At 53.0% G+C, this 21352-nt stretch carries 19 protein-coding genes, 2 tRNA genes and 1 rRNA gene; 16 read left to right on the top strand and 6 right to left on the bottom strand.

From position 1 onward, the window contains the following. The first annotated feature begins 5 nt into the window (after positions 1–5). The 3 genes from rrf (at position 6) to ACA108_21410 (ending at position 386) form a co-directional block, all read left to right on the top strand. A 5S ribosomal RNA gene (gene rrf, locus ACA108_21420) occupies positions 6–121 on the top strand. 57 nt (positions 122–178) lie between these two features. Continuing rightward, a tRNA-Asp gene (locus ACA108_21415) sits at positions 179–255 on the top strand. Between the two features lie 55 nt (positions 256–310). Then, positions 311–386: transfer RNA gene (locus ACA108_21410), tRNA-Trp, on the top strand. Between the two features lie 79 nt (positions 387–465). Here ACA108_21410 and hdfR read toward each other — a convergent pair. After that, positions 466–1290, bottom strand: coding sequence for an HTH-type transcriptional regulator HdfR (hdfR, locus tag ACA108_21405; GenBank protein ID XEX95833.1), 825 nt, complete (start codon positions 1288–1290; stop codon positions 466–468). A 119-nt stretch (positions 1291–1409) separates the two neighbouring features. Between hdfR and ACA108_21400 the strand changes: the two genes are divergently transcribed. After that, positions 1410–1748, top strand: coding sequence for a DUF413 domain-containing protein (locus ACA108_21400; GenBank protein XEX95832.1), 339 nt, complete (start codon positions 1410–1412; stop codon positions 1746–1748). A 27-nt stretch (positions 1749–1775) separates the two neighbouring features. On the opposite strand, the gene ACA108_21395 is transcribed toward ACA108_21400, so the two are convergent. Beyond that, on the bottom strand, positions 1776–3296 hold the full coding sequence (locus ACA108_21395) for a YifB family Mg chelatase-like AAA ATPase (GenBank protein ID XEX95831.1): 1521 nt from the start codon (positions 3294–3296) through the stop codon (positions 1776–1778). Positions 3297–3648: 352 nt separating this feature from the next. On the opposite strand from ACA108_21395, the gene ilvL reads away from it, so the two are divergent. From ilvL to ilvA, 7 genes are all read left to right on the top strand, one after another. Next, positions 3649–3747, top strand: a complete 99-nt coding sequence (gene ilvL / locus ACA108_21390; protein ID XEX95830.1) for an ilv operon leader peptide — start codon at positions 3649–3651, stop codon at positions 3745–3747. Between the two features lie 9 nt (positions 3748–3756). Beyond that, a complete protein-coding gene (gene tilS / locus ACA108_21385) occupies positions 3757–3849 on the top strand; it encodes a tRNA lysidine(34) synthetase TilS (protein XEX98179.1) in 93 nt (30 codons plus the stop codon). Positions 3850–3886: 37 nt separating this feature from the next. Beyond that, a complete protein-coding gene (ilvG, locus tag ACA108_21380; protein XEX95829.1) occupies positions 3887–5533 on the top strand; it encodes an acetolactate synthase 2 catalytic subunit in 1647 nt (548 codons plus the stop codon). Beyond that, the gene (ilvM, locus tag ACA108_21375) at positions 5530–5787 is read left to right on the top strand and encodes an acetolactate synthase 2 small subunit (protein XEX95828.1); all 258 of its coding nucleotides are present in this window, start codon (positions 5530–5532) and stop codon (positions 5785–5787) included. Before ilvG ends, ilvM begins: the two co-directional genes overlap by 4 nt. A 16-nt stretch (positions 5788–5803) precedes the next feature. After that, entirely contained in the window at positions 5804–6736 is a 933-nt protein-coding gene (locus ACA108_21370) for a branched-chain amino acid transaminase (GenBank protein ID XEX95827.1), read from the top strand. 62 nt (positions 6737–6798) lie between these two features. Beyond that, complete coding sequence (gene ilvD / locus ACA108_21365; protein ID XEX95826.1) at positions 6799–8649, top strand: dihydroxy-acid dehydratase; 1851 nt, start codon at positions 6799–6801, stop codon at positions 8647–8649. Positions 8650–8651: 2 nt separating this feature from the next. Next, positions 8652–10196 carry a threonine ammonia-lyase, biosynthetic gene (gene ilvA, locus ACA108_21360; GenBank protein ID XEX95825.1) on the top strand — a complete coding sequence of 515 codons (1545 nt, stop codon included), beginning with the start codon at positions 8652–8654 and terminating at the stop codon, positions 10194–10196. Here ilvA and ilvY read toward each other — a convergent pair. Then, on the bottom strand, positions 10193–11086 hold the full coding sequence (gene ilvY, locus ACA108_21355) for an HTH-type transcriptional activator IlvY (GenBank protein XEX98178.1): 894 nt from the start codon (positions 11084–11086) through the stop codon (positions 10193–10195). The two genes, ilvA and ilvY, sit on opposite strands and share 4 nt — an antisense overlap. Before the next feature lie 164 nt (positions 11087–11250). Between ilvY and ilvC the strand changes: the two genes are divergently transcribed. Beyond that, positions 11251–12726, top strand: coding sequence for a ketol-acid reductoisomerase (gene ilvC / locus ACA108_21350; protein XEX95824.1), 1476 nt, complete (start codon positions 11251–11253; stop codon positions 12724–12726). A 47-nt stretch (positions 12727–12773) separates the two neighbouring features. Here the strand turns inward: ilvC and ppiC are convergent, their stop codons facing one another. Further along, positions 12774–13055 carry a peptidylprolyl isomerase PpiC gene (ppiC, locus tag ACA108_21345; protein XEX95823.1) on the bottom strand — a complete coding sequence of 94 codons (282 nt, stop codon included), beginning with the start codon at positions 13053–13055 and terminating at the stop codon, positions 12774–12776. Between the two features lie 83 nt (positions 13056–13138). Here ppiC and rep point away from each other — a divergent pair, with 83 nt between their 5' ends. Then, positions 13139–15160, top strand: a complete 2022-nt coding sequence (gene rep / locus ACA108_21340) for a DNA helicase Rep (protein ID XEX95822.1) — start codon at positions 13139–13141, stop codon at positions 15158–15160. A gap of 1 nt (position 15161) precedes the next feature. Here rep and gppA read toward each other — a convergent pair whose 3' ends face one another. Together gppA and rhlB are read right to left on the bottom strand one after the other, a co-directional pair. Beyond that, on the bottom strand, positions 15162–16646 hold the full coding sequence (gene gppA / locus ACA108_21335) for a guanosine-5'-triphosphate,3'-diphosphate diphosphatase (protein XEX95821.1): 1485 nt from the start codon (positions 16644–16646) through the stop codon (positions 15162–15164). 6 nt (positions 16647–16652) lie between these two features. Next, positions 16653–17924: an ATP-dependent RNA helicase RhlB gene (gene rhlB / locus ACA108_21330; protein ID XEX95820.1), complete on the bottom strand. Its 1272-nt coding sequence runs from the start codon at positions 17922–17924 to the stop codon at positions 16653–16655. Positions 17925–18055: 131 nt separating this feature from the next. Here rhlB and trxA point away from each other — a divergent pair, with 131 nt between their 5' ends. From trxA to wecA, 3 genes are all read left to right on the top strand, one after another. Continuing rightward, the gene (gene trxA / locus ACA108_21325) at positions 18056–18385 is read left to right on the top strand and encodes a thioredoxin TrxA (GenBank protein ID XEX95819.1); all 330 of its coding nucleotides are present in this window, start codon (positions 18056–18058) and stop codon (positions 18383–18385) included. Between the two features lie 359 nt (positions 18386–18744). Next, positions 18745–20004: a transcription termination factor Rho gene (rho, locus tag ACA108_21320; protein ID XEX95818.1), complete on the top strand. Its 1260-nt coding sequence runs from the start codon at positions 18745–18747 to the stop codon at positions 20002–20004. Between the two features lie 224 nt (positions 20005–20228). Next, positions 20229–21344 carry a UDP-N-acetylglucosamine--undecaprenyl-phosphate N-acetylglucosaminephosphotransferase gene (gene wecA, locus ACA108_21315; protein XEX95817.1) on the top strand — a complete coding sequence of 372 codons (1116 nt, stop codon included), beginning with the start codon at positions 20229–20231 and terminating at the stop codon, positions 21342–21344. The last annotated feature ends 8 nt before the right edge of the window (positions 21345–21352 follow it).

The following is a 21352-nucleotide window of genomic DNA, read 5'->3' as shown; positions in this document are numbered from 1 at the left end:
ATATGCCTGGCGGCACTAGCGCGGTGGTCCCACCTGACCCCATGCCGAACTCAGAAGTGAAACGCCGTAGCGCCGATGGTAGTGTGGGGTCTCCCCATGCGAGAGTAGGGAACTGCCAGGCTCCAAATTCAAAGCAGTAAAAGCCAGAGTGACACCTGGTGGTTGTAAGAAATTCGGTGGAGCGGTAGTTCAGTCGGTTAGAATACCTGCCTGTCACGCAGGGGGTCGCGGGTTCGAGTCCCGTCCGTTCCGCCACTTAATAAAAAAATTATGCCTGCTTAATCAGCGGGCTTAATAATAAGCGTCATTTAGGGGCGTAGCTCAGTTGGTAGAGCACCGGTCTCCAAAACCGGGTGTCGCGAGTTCGAGTCTCTCCGCCCCTGCCATATAATGATCCTTTGCTTAGGCAAAGGATTTTTTTTGCCTGAAATTCAGTAAATTCCTTCCTTTAAAAACAAAAGCGCATTACTGCGCTACAAGTTGTGTTTTGAGTAACTCTTTGATTATGCTCTGTTTATCACTGTTCTGTAACCAAATGGCATACAGCGGTCGGGATAGCAGTTTCGTTTCTTCCATCTGATAAATTCCATCCTGTCCTCTAGCCCATTCGACGGGTAAAAACGCATATCCATTAAGCGATTTGAGCATGTTACTGACTATCTTCGCTGAACTTGTCGTCAGGATTGGAATGTCATCATTGCTGATCAGCCCTGCCTCATGCTGTTGGAAATCTGGACCCCACTCCAGTCGTACGTAAGTGAGATCTTCTTTTTTCTGCTGCTGCGATGCAGCGAAAAGGGCCAGGTCGAAGTGACCTAATAACTGGCTGGCGAACTCGTCCATTTTTGGCGCTTCGGTGGTGACGAGCAAATCCAGCTGGCGTTCATGGAGCTGTTTAACCAGCGACTGACGCTGTGCAATTCGTGCTTCGAACTGAAACCCACTATGTTGCTGATAAAGTGAAGTTAACCACTCAGAAAGCAGGCATTCCCATAACGAGGCGCTGGCACCAATGGTAATCTGATTGTGCTGGGAGGTATGAGAAACCTCTTTCTTGGCCGCAAGCCAGATGCTCATCAGGTTTTCAGCGTAGGGCAACAGACGCTCGCCAGCGGTGGTTAGCCGTATGTTGTTGCGATGTCTGGTAAAAAGATTCACACCCAGTTGATTTTCGAGCTGGCGAATACGAAAACTCACGGCGGACTGCGTTAGATAGAGTGCTTCAGCAGCACGCCCAAAATGACGGGTGCGGCTCACTTCCAGGAAGGTTTTCAGTAATTCGGTATCCACAACTCGCTCCCAAAAATAATTTGTCGTTATGATTTAAATGTTTTGTTTGACGCTCTGTCAAGCGTAACTAATACTCCGCGCCATAAATAGCTCGGCCAAGAGAATTAGGAGCGTGTAGGATGGCGGAAAGCTTTACGACGACTAATCGGTTTTTCGACAATAAACATTATCCACGCGGGTTCGCTCGCCATGGTGATTTCACCATTAAAGAGGCACAGTTGCTTGAACGTCATGGTTTTGCGTTCAATGAGCTGGATCTCGGCAAGCGTGAACCAGATACAGAAGAAGAAGTGTTATTCGTTGCAGTATGCCGTGGGCAGCGTGAGCCGGTCACGGAAGCAGAGCGCGTGTGGAGCAAGTATATGTCACGCATCAAGCGCCCTAAGCGTTTCCATACCCTGTCTGGCGGCAAGCCGCAGATGGATACGGTGGAAGATTTCACCGACAGCGACGATTAACAAAAATGGGGCTTCGGCCCCATTTTTTTATCCCACCAGCTGTTGCAGATGAATTAGCATGCGGTCTATTGCCCGGTAGCTAAGCGCCTCAAGAAGATGTTCCCGCCTGATTTTTTCTACCTCCTGCAGATCCGCAATGGTCCTTGCAACTTTTAGTAGCCGTTGCCACGCCCGTATTGATAACCCTAACTTCACCAACGTCTCTTCCAACCATACCGCATCATCCTGAGCTATATCACAATGCTTCCGTATTTCACGGTTACTTAACCGTGCATTCAGCTTGTTCTGCCGCAGGTATTGCCGCTGCTGTGTCCTTACTACTCTGGTTTTGACCTCACTGCTGCTTTCACTTTTATTTCCCGGGTTACTCAGCATTCCGGATGGTGGCAGGGGAATTTCTACGGAAAGATCGAAGCGGTCAAGAAAAGGCCCGGACAGACGGCTCAGGTAACGCAATGTCTGGTCTGGTGAGGAACGGTTGTGTCTTCCTTGATAGTGGCCGGTAGGGCTGGGATTCATCGCCGCCAGAAGCTGGAAACGCGCGGGATAGGTGATTTTCGCTCGGGTTCGCGAAATATGAATCTCCCCGGACTCTATGGGTTCACGTAACGCATCCAGTACGCGTCTTTCAAACTCGGGCAGCTCATCAAGGAACAGGATGCCATTATGAGCGAGAGATATCTCCCCCGGCGCAGGGATCCCGCCTCCGCCGACCATAGCTGTCAACGAAGCGCTGTGGTGGGGCGCTCTGAAAGGGCGCTGACGCCATTTCTTTTGCAGGTCATGGGGATGGACCAGGCTCAGGATCGCCGCACTGTCGAGGGCTTCCACATCGTTGAGGGAAGGCATGATTGTCGTCAGGCGGCTGGCAAGCATGGTTTTTCCCGTACCCGGCGGCCCGATTAGCAGTAAGTTATGCCCACCGGCGGCCGTAATCTCTAAGGCTCGCTTTCCCTGTGACTGGCCATAAATTTCGTTTATATCCTCCGTATTATCTGACTGCCATTCTCGCTGCGGCTCTGGGCGGTTCAGTTCCCCTTTTTTTTCAAGAAAGGCGCATACCTGCGTAAGATGATTTGCTGTAAGGCAGCCAGGTTGTTTAATTAAGCCAAGCTCGCCAGCATTTTCTTCTGCGACAATGATGCTCCTCCCGGCTTTCAGGGCTTCCATTGCAGCGGAAATAGTACCAGGAACGCCCCGTAAAGCGCCTGTAAGCGCTAACTCCCCTACGAACTCATATCGATCCAGATTGTCCATGGAAAGCTGCTCAGAGGCTGCGAGCAGCGCGAGAGCAATTGGAAGGTCATATCTTCCCCCCTCTTTTGGCAGGTCGGCTGGCGCCAGATTGATGGTTATTTTTCTTGCCGGAAATGTGTAGCCACTGTTAATCAAAGCGCTACGTACGCGGTCACGAGCTTCCCTTACGGTTGTTTCCGGTAAGCCAACCAGCGTTAAGCCCGGCAACCCCTGGCTCAGGTGAACCTCAACGGTGACCAGTGGAGCGGTAATGCCGAGTGCGGCTCGTGTGTTGATGACTGCCAGTGACATACTCCCTCCTTAGAAGATGTCTTACCCTGCCAGTTCATCTGTATATCGCCAAACCGGGAAGATTTTTCTCTGGAAGCCTGTTCCAGCATTTTTGGGGCCGTTTCAGCATTGCAGGAATTTTTGTGAAAGGATTCGCAGTATAATTTTATTATTAGTATGCGAAGTAAAATGGCTTCAAATCGGAGAAGAGTGAATTTTTTTCACTATCGCCTTATGCCATGAAAAATAATGATTTTTAGTTTTCATTATTTTAAACATGTCGATGGTGTCATAAAAAAATCTTGTGCTTACCTTTGTCTCTGTGATAACTCTGTAGGCATTACTTCGAACTAGATGTCAGAACATACAGAATATGAAAGCCCTTCTACGAGTGATTAGCCTGGTCGTGATTAGCGTGGTGGTGATTATTATCCCACCGTGCGGGGCTGCACTTGGAGAAGGAAAGGCTTAAAAATCAAGCCTGAATCGAAAAGAACCCCCGCACCGAAAGGTCCGGGGGTTTTTTATTGGGCATAGAATTCCTAAAGAAAACAGAAGAAGTGTTTCAGCATAATATGCTGTTTATGCGGAATTGAGGCGGGGAACAAACTATGAATGGTGCACAGTGGGTGGTACATGCTTTGCGAGCGCAGGGTGTTGAGACTGTTTTCGGTTATCCTGGCGGCGCGATCATGCCTGTCTACGATGCGTTGTACGACGGCGGGGTAGAGCATTTACTCTGTCGTCATGAGCAGGGCGCGGCGATGGCGGCAATAGGCTACGCGCGTTCTACAGGGAAAACTGGCGTTTGCATTGCAACTTCCGGGCCTGGAGCAACGAACCTGATCACCGGCCTTGCTGATGCGCTATTAGACTCCGTTCCCGTTGTTGCTATCACCGGCCAGGTTGCTGCTCCTTACATCGGTACCGATGCCTTTCAGGAAGTTGACGTTTTAGGTCTGTCGCTGGCCTGTACCAAACACAGTTTCCTCGTCGAGTCGCTGGATGATTTACCTCGCGTTCTCGCTGAAGCCTTCGAAATCGCTAACTCCGGCCGCCCTGGCCCTGTACTGGTTGATATCCCTAAAGATATTCAGTTAGCACAAGGAGAACTGGAACCCTGGCTGTCCACCATCGAAGAAGAGTTTACCCTGCCTTATAGTGAACTGAATCAGGCTCGCGAATTATTAGCCAGCGCCAGCAAACCGATGCTGTATGTAGGCGGCGGCGTTGGGATGGCACAGGCAGTACCTGCCCTGCGCGAATTTATCGCGGTAACGAATATGCCTTCTGCCGTGACCCTGAAAGGACTGGGTGCTGTACCTGCCGGGCATCCATTTTATACAGGCATGCTGGGGATGCACGGTACGAAAGCAGCTAATCTGGCCGTACAGGAATGCGACTTGTTGATTGCGGTAGGCGCCAGATTTGACGACCGCGTGACCGGCAAGCTGAACACCTTCGCACCGCATGCCAAAGTCATCCATATGGATATCGACCCCGCCGAACTGGGAAAATTACGCCAGGCACACGTTGGCCTGCAGGGAGATTTAACTCAGTTATTGCAGGCGCTGCAGCAGCCGCTGGATATCAGCGAATGGCAGCAGGAAGTCGTGGCATTACGGGAAACTAACCCATGGCGGTACGATCATCCGGGCGAGGCCATTTTTGCTCCGCTGTTGCTCAAGCAGATCTCCGACCGTAAACAGCAGGATTGCGTGGTTACCACGGATGTAGGCCAGCACCAGATGTGGACGGCTCAGCACATGACCTTCACCCGTCCGGAAAACTTTATTACCTCCAGCGGCCTGGGCACGATGGGCTTTGGTTTGCCCGCAGCCGTTGGCGCACAAGTTGCACGACCGAACGATACGGTTATCTGTATCTCAGGTGACGGCTCGTTCATGATGAATGTTCAGGAGTTGGGCACCGTCAAACGAAAACAGCTGCCGCTGAAGATCGTTTTGCTGGATAACCAGCGGTTAGGCATGGTTCGCCAGTGGCAGCAGATGTTTTTCTCAGAACGTTATAGCGAAACTAACCTCTCCGATAATCCCGATTTCCTCATGCTGGCCCGCGCCTTCGGCATCCCAGGCCAGCACATCACCCGTAAAGACCAGGTAGAAGATGCCATCGATGCGCTGTTGAACAGCGAAGGTCCCTACATGCTGCATGTTTCAATCGATGAGTACGAAAACGTCTGGCCGTTGGTACCACCCGGTGCCAGTAACTCGCAAATGCTGGAGAAATTATCATGATGCAACATCAGCTCGCCGTGCAGGCCCGTTTTCGCCCTGAAACCCTTGAGCGCGTATTGCGTGTGGTTCGCCACCGTGGTTTTCAGCTCTGCTCGATGAACATGGTGACTCTGGGGAGTTCGGACAACATTAATATCGAATTGACCGTTGCAAGCCTGCGCCCGGTCGAATTACTGTTTAGTCAATTAAGCAAGCTGGTCGACGTCGCCTGCGTAGAAATCCAGCAACCAACAACACAACAAATCCGCGCCTGAGCGCAAAGGAAGCAACATGACAACGAAGAAAGCTGATTACATCTGGTTCAATGGTGAAATGACCCCGTGGGGCGAGGCGAAAGTCCACGTTATGTCCCACGCGTTGCACTACGGCACCTCCGTATTTGAAGGCATCCGTTGCTACGAATCACACCTTGGCCCAGTGGTGTTCCGCCATCGCGAACACATGCAGCGTCTGCGTGACTCCGCCAAAATCTACCGTTTCCCGGTTTCGCAAAGTGTTGATGAGTTAATGGAAGCCTGTCGTGCCGTTATCCGTAAAAACAACCTGAGCAGCGCGTACATCCGGCCTCTGGTCTTTGTGGGTGATGTGGGTATGGGCGTTAACCCGCCGGACGGTTATACCACTGATGTGATCATCGCAGCCTTCCCATGGGGTGCTTATCTCGGCGCAGAAGCGCTGGATCAAGGGATCGACGCAATGGTTTCCTCCTGGAACCGTGCCGCACCAAATACTATTCCAACCGCGGCGAAAGCCGGTGGTAACTATCTCTCTTCTTTGCTGGTTGGCAGTGAAGCTCGTCGCCATGGTTATCAGGAAGGGATCGCGCTGGACGTGCAGGGCTTCCTGTCAGAAGGCGCTGGTGAAAACCTCTTTGAAGTGAAGGATGGCGTGCTGTTTACTCCACCGTTTACCTCTTCCGCGCTGCCTGGCATTACCCGCGACGCCATTATCAAGCTGGCAAAAGATCTGGGTATCGAGGTGCGCGAGCAGGTGCTTTCCCGCGAATCGCTCTATCTGTCGGATGAAGTCTTCATGTCCGGTACCGCCGCGGAAATTACGCCGGTACGCAGCGTTGATGGTATTCAGGTGGGCGAAGGCCGCTGTGGGCCAGTAACCAAGCGTATTCAGCAGGCGTTCTTTGGCCTGTTCACGGGTGAAACCGAAGATAAATGGGGCTGGTTAGATCCGGTAAACCCACAGTAAAAATAATAATCAGGCGGAGGGTAACAAACCGTCCGCACCCTGACAGACTGGAGTAAATCAGCATGCCAAAGTACCGTTCAGCTACCACCACCCATGGCCGTAATATGGCGGGTGCCCGCGCACTGTGGCGCGCAACCGGAATGACCGATGACGATTTCGGCAAGCCAATTATTGCGGTAGTTAACTCCTTTACCCAATTCGTACCGGGCCACGTTCACCTGCGCGATCTGGGCAAATTAGTCGCCGAACAAATCGAAGCCTCCGGCGGTGTGGCGAAAGAGTTTAACACCATTGCCGTGGATGACGGCATCGCGATGGGCCATGGCGGTATGCTTTATTCCCTGCCGTCCCGCGAGCTGATTGCCGATTCCGTGGAGTACATGGTTAATGCACACTGTGCCGATGCCATGGTGTGTATCTCTAACTGTGACAAAATCACCCCGGGAATGTTAATGGCGTCACTTCGCCTGAACATCCCGGTCATCTTCGTTTCCGGCGGCCCGATGGAGGCCGGGAAAACCAAACTGTCAGACCAAATCATTAAGCTGGATTTGGTGGACGCGATGATTCAGGGCGCGGACCCGAAAGTGAGCGACGAGCAAAGCGAGCAGGTCGAACGTTCCGCTTGCCCAACCTGCGGCTCCTGTTCCGGTATGTTCACGGCTAACTCGATGAACTGCCTGACTGAAGCTCTGGGCCTTTCTCAGCCGGGTAACGGTTCTCTGCTGGCCACGCACTCCGATCGTAAAGAGTTGTTCCTGAATGCCGGTAAACGCATCGTCGCTCTGACCAAACGTTATTACGAGCAGGATGATGAAAGTGCGTTGCCACGTAGCATCGCCAGCAAAGAAGCGTTTGAGAACGCTATGACGCTGGATGTCGCGATGGGCGGTTCAACGAATACAGTTCTGCATTTACTGGCGGCAGCCCAGGAAGCAGAACTCGATTTCACCATGACGGATATCGACCAGCTTTCCCGCAAAGTGCCTCAGCTGTGTAAAGTTGCGCCGAGCACCCAGAAATACCATATGGAAGACGTTCACCGTGCGGGTGGCGTAATCGGTATTTTGGGCGAACTGGATCGCGGTGGCTTACTGCATCGCAATGTGAAAAACGTTCTTGGTCTGACCCTGACGCAAACGCTGGAACAGTACGATGTCATGCTGACCAAAGACGAAAGCGTGAAAAGCATGTTCTCCGCAGGTCCGGCGGGCATTCGTACCACAAAAGCTTTCTCGCAGTCCTGCCGTTGGGATTCTCTGGATGTTGATCGCCAAAACGGCTGTATCCGTTCCAAAGAAAATGCCTATAGCCAGGAAGGTGGACTGGCGGTGCTTTACGGCAACTTTGCTGAAAATGGCTGCATTGTGAAAACAGCGGGTGTGGACGACGAAAGCCTGGTATTCCGTGGCCCTGCAAAAGTCTACGAAAGCCAGGATGATGCGGTTGAGGCAATCCTGGGTGGCAAAGTCGTCGCGGGCGACGTGGTCGTTATTCGCTACGAAGGGCCAAAAGGTGGGCCGGGCATGCAGGAAATGCTCTACCCAACGACCTTCCTGAAATCTATGGGGCTGGGCAAGGCCTGCGCGCTGGTCACTGATGGACGTTTCTCTGGTGGTACCTCTGGACTTTCTATCGGTCACGTTTCGCCTGAAGCGGCAAGCGGCGGCAATATTGCGCTGATTGAAGATGGCGACATGATTGCGATTGATATCCCGAACCGCGGGATCCAACTGCAATTGAGCGATCAGGAAATGGCTGCTCGTCGTGAAGCGCAGGAAGCTCGCGGTGCACAAGCCTGGACTCCTCGTAACCGTGAACGCCAGGTTTCCTTCGCTCTGCGCGCTTATGCCATGCTTGCCACCAGCGCCGATAAAGGCGCGGTGCGCGATAAAAGTAAGCTTGGAGGCTAAACATGGCTGAGTCACAACCGTTACCGGACGCCCCCTGTGGGGCGGAATACCTGCGTGCCGTGCTGCGCTCACCCGTATACGAGGTAGCTCAGGTTACCCCGCTGCAGAAGATGGAAAAGCTTTCATCCCGTCTGGATAACGTCATTCTGGTGAAGCGTGAAGATCGTCAGCCGGTGCACAGCTTTAAGCTGCGCGGCGCGTACGCCATGATTGCCGGGCTCAGCAGCGAGCAAAAAGCCAGCGGCGTGATTACGGCTTCGGCTGGAAACCATGCTCAGGGCGTGGCGCTCTCTTCCACTCGTCTGGGTATCAAGTCGCTGATCGTGATGCCAGTTGCTACCGCGGATATCAAAGTGGATGCGGTAAGAGCATTTGGTGGCGAAGTGCTGCTGCACGGTGCCAACTTTGATGAAGCTAAAGCGCGGGCAATCGAGCTTTCGCAGCAGCAGGGCTTCACCTATGTGCCACCGTTCGACCACCCGGCAGTGATTGCCGGGCAGGGCACGTTGGCGCTGGAGCTGCTGCAGCAGGACGCCCACATCGACCGGGTGTTCGTCCCGGTCGGCGGTGGCGGTCTGGCGGCGGGCGTAGCGGTTCTGATTAAGCAGCTCATGCCGCAAATCAAAGTGATTGCGGTTGAGGCCGAAGATTCGGCCTGTCTTAAAGCCGCGCTGGATGCGGGCAAGCCCGTCGATTTGGCGCGAGTTGGTTTATTTGCTGAAGGCGTGGCGGTTAAGCGCATCGGCGATGAGACTTTCCGTGTCTGTCAGGAATATCTCGACGACATCATTACCGTCGACAGTGATGCAATCTGCGCGGCAATGAAAGATCTCTTCGAGGATGTGCGTGCCGTGGCAGAACCTTCCGGCGCACTGGCCCTGGCGGGTATGAAGAAGTATATCCAGCAGCATCAGATTAGCGGCGAGCGCCTGGCGCACGTTCTGTCTGGCGCGAACGTTAACTTCCACGGGCTGCGCTATGTTTCTGAAAGGTGTGAACTGGGGGAGCAACGCGAAGCCTTGCTTGCGGTCACTATTCCGGAAGAAAAAGGCAGCTTCCTGAAGTTCTGCCAGCTGCTGGGCGGCCGCTCCGTCACCGAATTTAACTATCGGTATTCAAGCTCGGCGGAGGCCTGCATTTTCGTTGGCGTGCGTTTGACTCGCGGTCTGGAAGAGCGGCAAGAGATCCTTGCCCTGCTGAAAGGAGGGGGCTACGGCGTAGTCGATTTGTCTGACGATGAAATGGCGAAGCTTCACGTGCGGTATATGGTGGGTGGACGACCTTCCAAGCCCCTGCGCGAGCGCCTCTACAGCTTCGAATTCCCGGAGTCGCCGGGAGCGCTGCTGAAGTTCCTGCAAACGCTGGGCACGCACTGGAACATTTCCCTGTTCCACTACCGCAGCCACGGTACTGACTATGGCCGCGTGCTGGCGGCGTTCGAGCTTGGTGATAACGAGCCAGATTTCGAAACGCGCCTGAACGAGCTTGGCTACGACTGCCACGATGAAACCAATAATCCGGCGTTCCGCTTTTTCCTTGCGGGCTAGTAGCTGCCGGGCAGTAATTTCCAGAACGCATTCACAAGCGGCTCATTGAGCCGCTTTTTTTGTGCGCAAACGCCAAGTTCGAACGGCGCATCTTCTTCGCTCCGCTCGAGGATTTGTACGCGGTTGCGGACAGGTTCCGGGCTGTTTTCCAGCACGATTTCCGGCAGCAGCGCCACGCCACAGCCCAGCGCGACCATCGACACCATTGCTTCATGCCCGGCCACGGTTGCGTAGATAAACGGGTTGCTGATTTTCTGCCTGCGGAACCACAGTTCGATGCGGCGGCGCACCGGCCCCTGGTCCGCCATGATAAAGGGCACTTTGTTCCAGTCTGGCTCGGGCGTGCTGACCAGGCTGCGAACCGGGCAGGGCAGAGCGGGGGCAATAAGCACCACGGCCAGGTTTTCCAGCATTGAGAAAGCAATGCCCGGCGGCAGTGATTCCGGCTTGCCGGCAATCGCAAGATCGGCCTCGTCTGAATCTACTTTTTCCACCGCATCCGCCGCGTCGCCGGTTGTCAGTTTGATTTCCACATTTGGGTGTTCGGCGCGGAACCGATCCAGAATCGGCGGCAAATGGCTGTAGGCCGCGGTAACCGAGCAGAAGAGATGGAGCTCCCCGGAAAGCGAAGGGCCTTCCTGGCCGATGGTATGGCGCATCTGCTGATACTGCAAAAGCGTGTGCTGCGCGAATTGCCTGAGCTGCTCGCCTGCTTCGGTTAGGGTGACGGTGCGGTTATCGCGTAAAAAGAGCGGCTGGCCAAGATCGTCTTCAAGGCGCTGGATCTGGCGTGAAAGCGTTGACGGGCTGACATGCATCGCCCTTGCGCTACGGCCAAAGTGGCGGCTTTCTGCAAGGTGGAGAAACGTTTTGAGATCGCGTAAATCCATGGTCATCAACCCTTCTTTTTATGTTGCAGTTTTTGCAACGTCACGTTGTTAATATATCAATTTCAGCAACGCATTTCCTGTCATATAGTGGTTTCATTCTCGCAAACATGACACGGCTTGCGACCCTTACAAGAAACACAACACGACAATCACGGAGTCCTACGATGGCTAATTATTTCAACACCTTGAACCTGCGTCAGCAGCTGGCGCAACTGGGTAAATGTCGTTTCATGGCGCGTAACGAATTTGCCGATGAAGCAAGCTACCTCAAAGGTAAAAAAGTCGTCATCGTCGGCTGCGGCGCGCAGGGTCTGAACCAGGGCCTGAACATGCGTGACTCCGGTCTGGATGTTGCTTACGCTCTGCGCTCAGAAGCGATTGCAGAGAAGCGCGCTTCCTGGCGTAAAGCGACCGAAAACGGCTTTAAAGTTGGTACATACGAAGAGCTGATCCCACAGGCTGACCTGGTTGTTAACCTGACGCCAGACAAACAGCACTCTGCGGTAGTTAAAGCCGTTCAGCCAATGATGAAAGACGGCGCGGCGCTGGGTTACTCCCACGGCTTTAACGTGGTTGAAGTTGGCGAGCAAATCCGTAAGGACATCACCGTAGTGATGGTGGCACCTAAGTGCCCGGGTACCGAAGTTCGTGAAGAGTACAAACGTGGCTTTGGTGTTCCAACGCTGATTGCGGTTCACCCGGAAAACGATCCGAAGGGCGAAGGCATGGCTATCGCTAAGGCATGGGCTGCTGCAACTGGTGGTCACCGTGCGGGCGTACTGGAATCTTCTTTCGTTGCAGAAGTGAAATCTGACCTGATGGGCGAGCAAACTATTCTGTGCGGCATGCTGCAGGCGGGTTCTCTGCTGTGCTTCGATAAGCTGGTGGAAGAAGGCACCGACCCGGCATACGCAGAAAAACTGATCCAGTTCGGCTGGGAAACCATCACCGAAGCCCTGAAGCAGGGCGGCATTACGCTGATGATGGACCGTCTGTCCAACCCGGCTAAAATCCGTGCTTACGCGCTGTCCGAGCAGCTGAAAACCATTATGGCACCGCTGTTCCAGAAGCATATGGACGACATCATCTCCGGTGAATTCTCCTCCGGCATGATGGCTGACTGGGCGAACGACGATAAAAACCTGCTCACCTGGCGTGAAGAGACCGGCAAAACCGCGTTCGAAACCGCACCGCAGTTTGAAGGTAAAATTTCTGAGCAGGAGTACTTCGATAAAGGCGTTCTGATGATTGCCATGGTGAAAGCGGGCGTTGAGCTGGCCTTCGAAACCATGGTTGATGCGGGCATCATCGAAGAGTCTGCTTACTACGAGTCACTGCACGAGCTGCCGCTGATTGCGAACACTATCGCTCGTAAGCGCCTTTATGAAATGAACGTGGTTATCTCGGATACCGCGGAGTACGGTAACTACCTGTTCTCTTACGCTGCGGTACCGCTGCTGAAAGAGTTCATGACAACGATTCAGGCAGGCGATTTGGGTAAAGAAATCCCGGCCGCGGCGGTAGATAACGCACAGCTGCGTGACGTGAACGAAGCCATCCGCAATCACGAAATCGAAAAAGTGGGCCAGAAACTGCGTGGCTACATGACCGATATGAAACGCATTGCTGTCGCGGGTTAACCTTCAGTAAGATGCAAAAAAGGCCGGGAAATTTCCCGGCCTTTCTTTTAGTTACGGTACAACACCTTGATGATGTGGTAACCGAACTGGGTATGCAGCGGGCCATAAGGCTCCAGCAGCGGGCAGGAGAACACAACTTTATCAAACGCCGGAACCATTTGGCCCTGGCGGAACTCGCCCAAATGACCGCCTTTTTTGCCTGACGGGCAGGTGGAGTGCTTCTTAGCCAGCTTTTCGAAGTCGCCACCGTTTTTCAGCTGTTCGAGAATTTCCTGGGCCTGTTTTTCTTCCTTAACAAGGATATGCAGTGCTGCCGCGGTTTTTGCCATGATAGTGCCTTGAGTCGTATGGATTACGCTCGCTATACTACCACGCTGTTTTTCTTCCCTCCTGACTTTCATTGAGTGACCTTATGCGTTTGAACCCTGGCCAACAACAAGCCGTCGAATTTGTCACCGGACCCTGCCTGGTCCTGGCGGGCGCGGGCTCCGGCAAAACGCGAGTGATCACCAATAAAATAGCGCATTTGATCCGTGAATGTGGCTATCAGGCGCGTCATATTGCCGCAGTCACCTTTACTAACAAGGCGGCCCGCGAGATGAAAGAGCGTGTGGCGCAAACGCTGGGTCGCAAAGAAGCCCGGGGTCTACTGATCTCAACGTTCCATACGCTGGGACTAGAAATTATCAAGCGTGAATACGCGGCGCTCGGCATGAAGTCTAACTTCTCGCTGTTTGACGATACCGATCAGGTTGCGCTGCTCAAAGAGCTGACGGAAGGGCTGCTCGAGGACGATAAAACGCTGCTCCAGCAGCTGATCTCAACGATCTCCAACTGGAAAAACGATCTACTGACGCCTTCCCAGGCGGCGGCGCAGGCGAAAGGCGAGCGGGACCGCATCTTTGCCCACTGCTACGGGCTGTACGATACGCATCTGAAATCCTGCAACGTGCTGGATTTTGACGATTTGATTGCGTTGCCAACAATGCTTTTGCAGCGCAACGAGGAAGTTCGAGAGCGCTGGCAAAACCGCATTCGCTATCTGCTGGTGGATGAATATCAGGATACCAACACCAGCCAGTACGAGCTGGTGAAACTGCTGGTTGGCGCGCGCGCGCGCTTTACCGTGGTGGGGGATGACGACCAGTCAATCTATTCCTGGCGCGGTGCCCGCCCGCAAAACCTCGTACTGCTGAGTCAGGATTTTCCGGCTTTGCAGGTCATCAAGCTTGAGCAGAACTATCGTTCTTCCGGGCGCATCCTTAAAGCTGCGAACATTCTCATCGCCAACAACCCGCACGTTTTCGAAAAACGTCTTTTTTCTGAGTTGGGTTACGGCGCTGAACTAAAAGTGGTCACCGCCAACAGCGAAGACCACGAGGCGGAGCGCGTTATCGGCGAGCTTATCGCACACCACTTTGTTAATAAAACCGGCTATAAAGATTACGCGATCCTCTATCGTGGCAATTTCCAGTCGCGGGTGTTCGAGAAGATGCTGATGCAGAACCGTATTCCGTATCGTATCTCCGGCGGTACGTCGTTCTTCTCCCGCCCTGAAATCAAGGATCTGCTTGCCTATCTGCGCGTGCTTACTAACCCGGACGACGACAGCGCTTTCCTGCGCATCGTCAACACGCCTAAACGTGAAATCGGGCCTGCTACGCTGCAAAAGCTGGGCGAGTGGGCAATGCAGCGTAATAAAAGCCTGTTTACCGCCAGCTTCGATTTCGGACTGAGCCAGACGCTTAGCGGACGCGGCCTGGAGTCGCTTCAGCGGTTTACCCACTGGCTGCGCGATGTGGCAACCCTCGCCGAGCGTGAACCGGTTGCGGCAGTGCGCGATCTTATTCATGGCGTGGACTACGAGAGCTGGCTTTACGAAACGTCCCCAAGCCCGAAAGCGGCGGAAATGCGCATGAAAAACGTCAATCAGCTCTTCAGCTGGATGACGGAAATGCTGGAAGGTTCGGATATCGACGAGGCAATGACGCTGACCCAGGTCGTCACAAGATTCACGCTGCGCGACATGATGGAACGGGGTGAAAGCGACGAAGAGGCGGACCAGGTTCAACTGATGACGCTCCATGCTTCTAAAGGGCTGGAGTTTCCCTATGTCTTTTTAGTCGGCATGGAGGAGGGGCTGTTACCGCATCAGAGCAGTATCGATGAAGATAATATCGATGAAGAGCGCCGTCTGGCCTATGTTGGCATTACCCGCGCTCAGAAAGAGCTGACCTTTACGCTGTGCAAAGAACGCAGACAATATGGTGAGCTTGTGCGCCCGGAACCAAGCAGATTTCTGCTGGAGCTGCCGCAGGATGACCTAAAGTGGGAGCAGGAGCGTAAAGTAGTTTCTGCTGAAGAGCGGATGCATAAAGGCCAAAGTAATGTTGCCAACATCCGGGAGATGCTGGCAAAAGCACGGAAAAACTGAGTTATTTAACGGTAAGCGCCCAGTGAACGTAGCTTTGCCACAGGCTTTCCTGCTCCAGCAGCTCGGCTCCCAGCGGGTGGCAGGCAAGCCAGTTTGGCGGTAGCTTAAGATGCAGCGCTTCACCTTCAGCCTGCAGTTCAATAGCTGGCAGGATGTCATCGCGGCGGCGGCTGGCGAAGATAATTGCTAAACGCAGAAGCCGGCAAAGACGCTCTGCAATACGAGGCGGCACGGCGTTCTGCTGGTGGAGTGACGAGAGGTCGACCGGGTTGGTCTGGTTCAGTAGCAACGTTGCCAGAAGCTTCTTTTGTGCAGGCGTGTAGCCCGGTAAATCCAGATTTCTTACCAGATAAGCCGCATGCACCGGTGCCTGTCTGAAATCCACGCTTAGCCCAATCTCATGAAGCAACGCCGCGCTGCGCAGCATATCTTTGCTCAGCGTATCCAGATCCCACTCATCCGCGACGCCGTCGGCAAATGCCTGCGCCAGCTGCTGTACGCGCTCGGCCTGGGGAATATCCACCATAAACCGTCGCTGCACGTTGCGAATGGTGCGGCTGCGAATTTCCTGATCGACGGTCAGATGCAGCATGCCATAGACCAGACCTTCACGCAGCGCCCCGCCCGCAAGTGTCATGCAGTCGATGTTGAGCTGTTCGAAGATAGCGATAAGAATGGCCAGCCCGCTTGGGAAAACCAACGCCCGCTCAAGGGTAAGTCCTTCAATTTCTAACTCTTCAAGCCGACCGCACTGGATGGCGCGCTGTTTGAGCTGCTGCAGTTTGGCAAGCGTGATGCGTTCGTCCATGCCCTGCGCCATCATGATTTCCTGCAGAGCCTGAACCGTGCCCGAGGCGCCGACGCAAACTTTCCAGCCATGATGCTTTAACTCATCAAGTACCGGCTTAAGTACTTCGCTGGCGGCCGCTTCGGCGGCGGTAAAATTCTCTTTCGCCAGATTACGATCGCTGAAAAAACGCTCAAGCCAGGTGACGCAGCCCATCGACAGGCTAAACAACGCCGTAGTTTGCGCGCCGGTGCCGGTCACTAACTCGGTGCTGGCACCGCCAATGTCGACAACGAGGCGCTGGTCGGCTCCGCCGGTGGTATGGGCGACGCCTTGATAAATGAGGCGGGCTTCTTCCTCGCCACGAATAATTTGTACAGGACAGCCCAGAATCTTCTCGGCTTTCTCAATGAATTCGTTGGCGTTGGTTGCAAGACGCAGCGTTGCTGTAGCAACAACGCGGATTTGCGTTTGAGGGATATCCTGGAGACGTTCAGCAAACAAACGCAGGCACTGCCAGCCGCGCTCCATCGCTTCAGGCGAAAGGGTATTGTCTCCGCTTAAGCCCGCGGCAAGGCGAACTTTTCGCTTGATGCGGGCCAGGGTCTGTATCGTCCCAGCCACCTCACGCACAACTAACATATGGAAACTGTTAGAACCTAAATCAATAGCGGCATACAGTGAGGAGGAGCTGAGCATAGATTCTTAACCTGCGCGACGACGGTTACCACGGGGCGCACCGCCACCACGGCGAGGACCGTTACCGGAACGGGTACGGGTCAGGCGTTTCGGTGGTGGAAGCTCGCTTAACAGTGCTTCTGGTTTGTATTTGCTGACTGGGATCGAGTGGCCGATATAGGTTTCGATAGCAGAAAGATTCAGCGCGTAATCTTCACAGGCCAGGCTGATAGAGTGACCGCTTGCGCCAGCACGGCCAGTACGGCCAATGCGGTGAACGTAATCTTCACAGTCATCCGGCAGGTCGTAGTTAAAGACGTGCGTTACGGCCGGGATATGCAGACCACGAGCGGCAACGTCGGTTGCTACCAGAATATCCAGATCGCCACGGGTGAACTCATCCAAAATACGCAGACGTTTTTTCTGCGCCACGTCACCGGTCAGCAAACCAACGCGGTGTCCGTCTGCGGCCAGGTGACCCCAGATATCTTCACAGCGGTGCTTAGTGTTTGCAAAGATGATGGCACGGTCTGGCCACTCTTCTTCGATCAGCGTCTGCAGCAGGCGCATTTTTTCGTCGTTAGAAGGGTAGAATAGCTCTTCTTTAATACGGTGGCCGGTTTTCTGCTCCGGTTCAACTTCCACGTATTCGGCGTTGTTCATCTGCTCAAACGCCAGTTCGCGAACGCGATACGAAAGCGTGGCGGAAAACAGCATATTGAGACGCTGAGTGACCGGCGGCATGCGGCGGAACAGCCAGCGAATATCTTTAATGAAGCCCAGATCGTACATGCGGTCCGCTTCGTCCAGCACAACAACCTGAATAGAACCTAAATTAATGTGATTTTGCTTGGCGTAGTCGATTAAACGACCGGTTGTGCCAACCAAAATATCGACGCCACTTTCCAGCACCTTAAGCTGTTTATCGTAGCCATCGCCACCGTATGCCAGGCCAATCTTCAGGCCCGTGGCCTGCGCCAACGGCTCTGCATCGGAGTGGATCTGCACTGCCAGTTCACGAGTCGGTGCCATAATTAAGGCACGCGGCTGGTTCACCTGACGGTTCTCCGGAACAGGGTGAGAGAGTAAATAATGGAACGTTGACGTTAAGAACGCCATCGTTTTGCCAGTACCGGTTTGCGCCTGACCTGCAACGTCACGATTCGCCAGCGTCAGCGGTAGTGCCAGTGCCTGAATGGGGGTGCAGTAATGAAATCCTTTAGTTTCAAGGGCTTCAATCACCTTCGGGTGCAGGGCGAAGTCGGAAAACTTCTGTTCGGTCAAATGTGTTTTGCTCATAGTGTGGTAGAATATCAGTTTACTATTGCTTTACGAAAGCACATCCGTTGAAATAAACGGGGTGAAATAAAGTCACCCTGTGTTGGTTAATGCTACACCAACAAGGTAGACATAATCCTGTGGAGTAGAACATGAGCGATAAAATTATTCACCTGACTGACGACAGTTTCGACACGGACGTACTAAAAGCTGACGGGTTGATCCTCGTTGATTTCTGGGCAGAGTGGTGTGGTCCTTGCAAAATGATCGCCCCGATTCTTGATGAGATCGCTGATGAATTTCAGGGCAAACTGACCGTTGCTAAACTGAACATCGATGAGAACCCGGGGACTGCGCCGCGCTACGGCATTCGCGGTATCCCAACGCTGCTGCTGTTTAAGAACGGTGAAGTGGCCGCCACCAAAGTTGGTGCGCTGTCAAAAGGCCAGTTAAAAGAGTTCCTGGAAAGCAATCTGGCTTAATGGAAACTCAGCCGGCGCGGTACCGGGTTTGCAATTTTTTGCGAGCCGCTGGACGCCCGGCTTCAGTCATGCTAAGTTACTTTTACTGCACCTTAGAACTTGTCTTAAAGTTTGAACCTAAGTAATACCTAATGCTTCCCATTCGTTATCGCTAAGACACCAATTTCACAGTGAGCACAGGGTTGCATAATCGATTTCGGGCGATCACCCATTCCGTCGTATCGTTTCAGTTCTGCGTTTATCCTATGACCAGGCAGCGATAAGACATGTGGTGCTGGCCATTAAACAGGCATGGATTTCCTGCCATACCATTCACGAAACATGTTCGAGATTTACCCCGAGTTTAAGAACCCACCATTATGAATCTTACCGAATTAAAGAATACGCCGGTTTCTGAGCTGATTACTCTCGGCGAAAATATGGGGCTTGAGAACCAGGCCCGCATGCGCAAACAGGACATCATCTTCTCCATCCTGAAGCAACATGCGAAGAGTGGCGAAGATATCTTTGGCGACGGTGTGCTGGAGATACTGCAGGACGGATTTGGCTTCCTCCGCTCCGCAGACAGCTCCTACCTCGCCGGTCCCGACGATATCTACGTTTCTCCCAGCCAAATCCGCCGTTTCAACCTCCGCACAGGAGATACCATCTCCGGTAAGATTCGTCCGCCGAAAGAAGGCGAGCGTTACTTTGCCCTGCTGAAAGTAAACGAAGTTAACTACGACAAACCGGAAAACGCGCGTAACAAAATCCTGTTTGAAAACCTGACTCCATTACATGCTAACTCTCGTTTACGCATGGAACGTGGCAATGGTTCTACCGAAGATTTAACGGCTCGCGTACTGGATCTGGCATCGCCAATCGGTCGTGGCCAGCGTGGCCTGATTGTGGCACCGCCAAAAGCCGGTAAAACCATGCTGCTGCAAAACATCGCGCAGAGCATCGCTTATAACCACCCGGATTGCGTACTGATGGTTCTGCTCATCGACGAACGTCCGGAAGAAGTGACCGAGATGCAGCGTCTGGTTAAAGGTGAAGTTGTTGCTTCTACCTTTGATGAGCCGGCATCCCGCCACGTTCAGGTAGCCGAAATGGTTATCGAAAAAGCGAAGCGCCTGGTTGAGCACAAGAAAGACGTTATTATCCTGCTCGATTCCATCACCCGTCTGGCCCGTGCCTACAACACCGTTGTACCTGCATCCGGTAAAGTTCTGACAGGTGGTGTGGATGCGAATGCCCTGCATCGTCCAAAACGCTTCTTCGGCGCTGCGCGTAACGTAGAAGAGGGCGGCAGCCTGACCATCATCGCGACCGCGCTGGTTGATACCGGTTCTAAAATGGATGAAGTTATCTACGAAGAATTTAAGGGTACCGGCAACATGGAACTGCATCTGGCGCGTAAAATCGCCGAGAAGCGCGTGTTCCCTGCTATCGATTACAACCGTTCAGGTACGCGTAAAGAAGAGCTGCTTACCACTCAGGAAGAGCTGCAGAAAATGTGGATCCTGCGTAAAATCATCCATCCTATGGGTGAAATCGACGCGATGGAATTCCTCATCAACAAGTTGGCAATGACGAAAACCAACGACGAATTCTTCGACATGATGAAGCGCTCGTAAGCAAGAAAAACTCGGGGAACGCCACGCTTAGACGTGGCGTTTTTCTTTTGTGCTATATACGCTATATCTGGCCTAAAGAACGTATAACGTCATACTGATGCGAGTGAAAAAGTCATGAAAAAAACAGCGATCATTCTTAAAATAAGGTCTAACTAACCCAATATTTTTGTTTTGGTATGTTTTTTGCTTTAATAACTGCATGATTTAGCAGAGAGCCGTATATTGTGAACTTACTCAGTCTGAGTACAGACCTCATTCTTGTCTTTATTTTCACCCTGGTCTTTTTATTTTTTGCACGCAAGTCTGCAAAAAAATTAGGCCTTGTTGATAGACCTAATTATCGCAAGCGGCACCAGGGATTGATCCCGCTGGTCGGGGGGATCTCTGTCTACGCTGGTGTATGCTTCGCATTTTTCTTTTCCTGGCTCTCCTCTAGCTACTACATCCCTCATGCACGCTTATATCTAATCTGTGCGGGAGCACTGGTTCTGGTGGGTGCGCTGGACGATCGGTTTGATATCAGCGTTAAATTCCGCGCGATTACTCAGGCGGTCGTTGCCGTGGTAATGATGGCCTATGGCGGCCTGTATCTCAGTAATCTGGGGTATATCCTCGGTAACTGGGAGTTCCTGTTAGGCCCATTCGGTTATATTGTCACCCTTTTCGCCGTTTGGGCCGCAATAAACGCCTTTAATATGGTGGACGGCATCGATGGGTTGCTTGGTGGATTGTCCAGCGTTTCGTTTGCCGCGCTCGGGATAATTCTCTTTTTCGATGGCCAGACTAGTCTTGCGATGTGGTGTTTCGCCATGATCGCCGCCATTCTCCCCTATATATTGCTCAACCTCGGCGCGCTTGGCCGTCGATATAAAGTTTTTATGGGGGATGCGGGAAGTACTTTTATCGGCTTTACGTTGATATGGATACTGTTACAGACGACCCAAGGTCCGGCAAATCCTATAAGTCCAGTGACAGCGCTGTGGATCATCGCTATCCCCTTGATGGATATGATAGCCATCATGTATCGTCGTCTGAGGAAAGGGCAAAGCCCGTTCTCAGCAGATCGTCAGCACATTCATCATCTTATCATGCGGGCAGGTTTTACCTCCCGTCAGGCGTTTGCACTGATTACGCTTGCTGCCGCCCTGCTGGCAACAGTCGGCGTAATAGGTGAATATTTTGTTATTGTTCCAGAATGGGCGATGTTGGCATTGTTCTTGCTAGCTTTTATGCTCTATGGGTATTGTATAAAACGAGCATGGAAAGTGGCCCGCTTTATCAAACGCGTTAAAAGGCGTATGCGCCGAAGCCATAATAAAAAACCAACCCTTACAAAATAGATCTTGGG

The sequence above is a fragment of the Dryocola sp. LX212 genome (genome assembly GCA_041504365.1).
In the GTDB taxonomy this organism is placed as follows: domain Bacteria; phylum Pseudomonadota; class Gammaproteobacteria; order Enterobacterales; family Enterobacteriaceae; genus Dryocola.
Note: the sequence above shows the minus strand (reverse complement) of the source record. Positions and strands in the feature narration are given on the sequence as shown.

Bases quoted from the DNA above. Each gene is read 5' to 3' on its own strand.
- ACA108_21400 (XEX95832.1), top strand. From the start codon at position 1,410: ATGGCGGAAAGCTTTACGACGACTAATCGGTTTTTCGACAATAAACAT.
- ACA108_21395 (XEX95831.1), bottom strand. From the start codon at position 3,296: ATGTCACTGGCAGTCATCAACACACGAGCCGCACTCGGCATTACCGCT.
- ilvL (XEX95830.1), top strand. From the start codon at position 3,649: ATGAAAGCCCTTCTACGAGTGATTAGCCTGGTCGTGATTAGCGTGGTG.
- ilvG (XEX95829.1), top strand. From the start codon at position 3,887: ATGAATGGTGCACAGTGGGTGGTACATGCTTTGCGAGCGCAGGGTGTT.
- ilvM (XEX95828.1), top strand. From the start codon at position 5,530: ATGATGCAACATCAGCTCGCCGTGCAGGCCCGTTTTCGCCCTGAAACC.
- ACA108_21370 (XEX95827.1), top strand. From the start codon at position 5,804: ATGACAACGAAGAAAGCTGATTACATCTGGTTCAATGGTGAAATGACC.
- ilvD (XEX95826.1), top strand. From the start codon at position 6,799: ATGCCAAAGTACCGTTCAGCTACCACCACCCATGGCCGTAATATGGCG.
- ilvA (XEX95825.1), top strand. From the start codon at position 8,652: ATGGCTGAGTCACAACCGTTACCGGACGCCCCCTGTGGGGCGGAATAC.
- ilvY (XEX98178.1), bottom strand. From the start codon at position 11,086: ATGGATTTACGCGATCTCAAAACGTTTCTCCACCTTGCAGAAAGCCGC.
- ilvC (XEX95824.1), top strand. From the start codon at position 11,251: ATGGCTAATTATTTCAACACCTTGAACCTGCGTCAGCAGCTGGCGCAA.
- ppiC (XEX95823.1), bottom strand. From the start codon at position 13,055: ATGGCAAAAACCGCGGCAGCACTGCATATCCTTGTTAAGGAAGAAAAA.
- rep (XEX95822.1), top strand. From the start codon at position 13,139: ATGCGTTTGAACCCTGGCCAACAACAAGCCGTCGAATTTGTCACCGGA.
- gppA (XEX95821.1), bottom strand. From the start codon at position 16,646: ATGCTCAGCTCCTCCTCACTGTATGCCGCTATTGATTTAGGTTCTAAC.
- rhlB (XEX95820.1), bottom strand. From the start codon at position 17,924: ATGAGCAAAACACATTTGACCGAACAGAAGTTTTCCGACTTCGCCCTG.
- trxA (XEX95819.1), top strand. From the start codon at position 18,056: ATGAGCGATAAAATTATTCACCTGACTGACGACAGTTTCGACACGGAC.
- rho (XEX95818.1), top strand. From the start codon at position 18,745: ATGAATCTTACCGAATTAAAGAATACGCCGGTTTCTGAGCTGATTACT.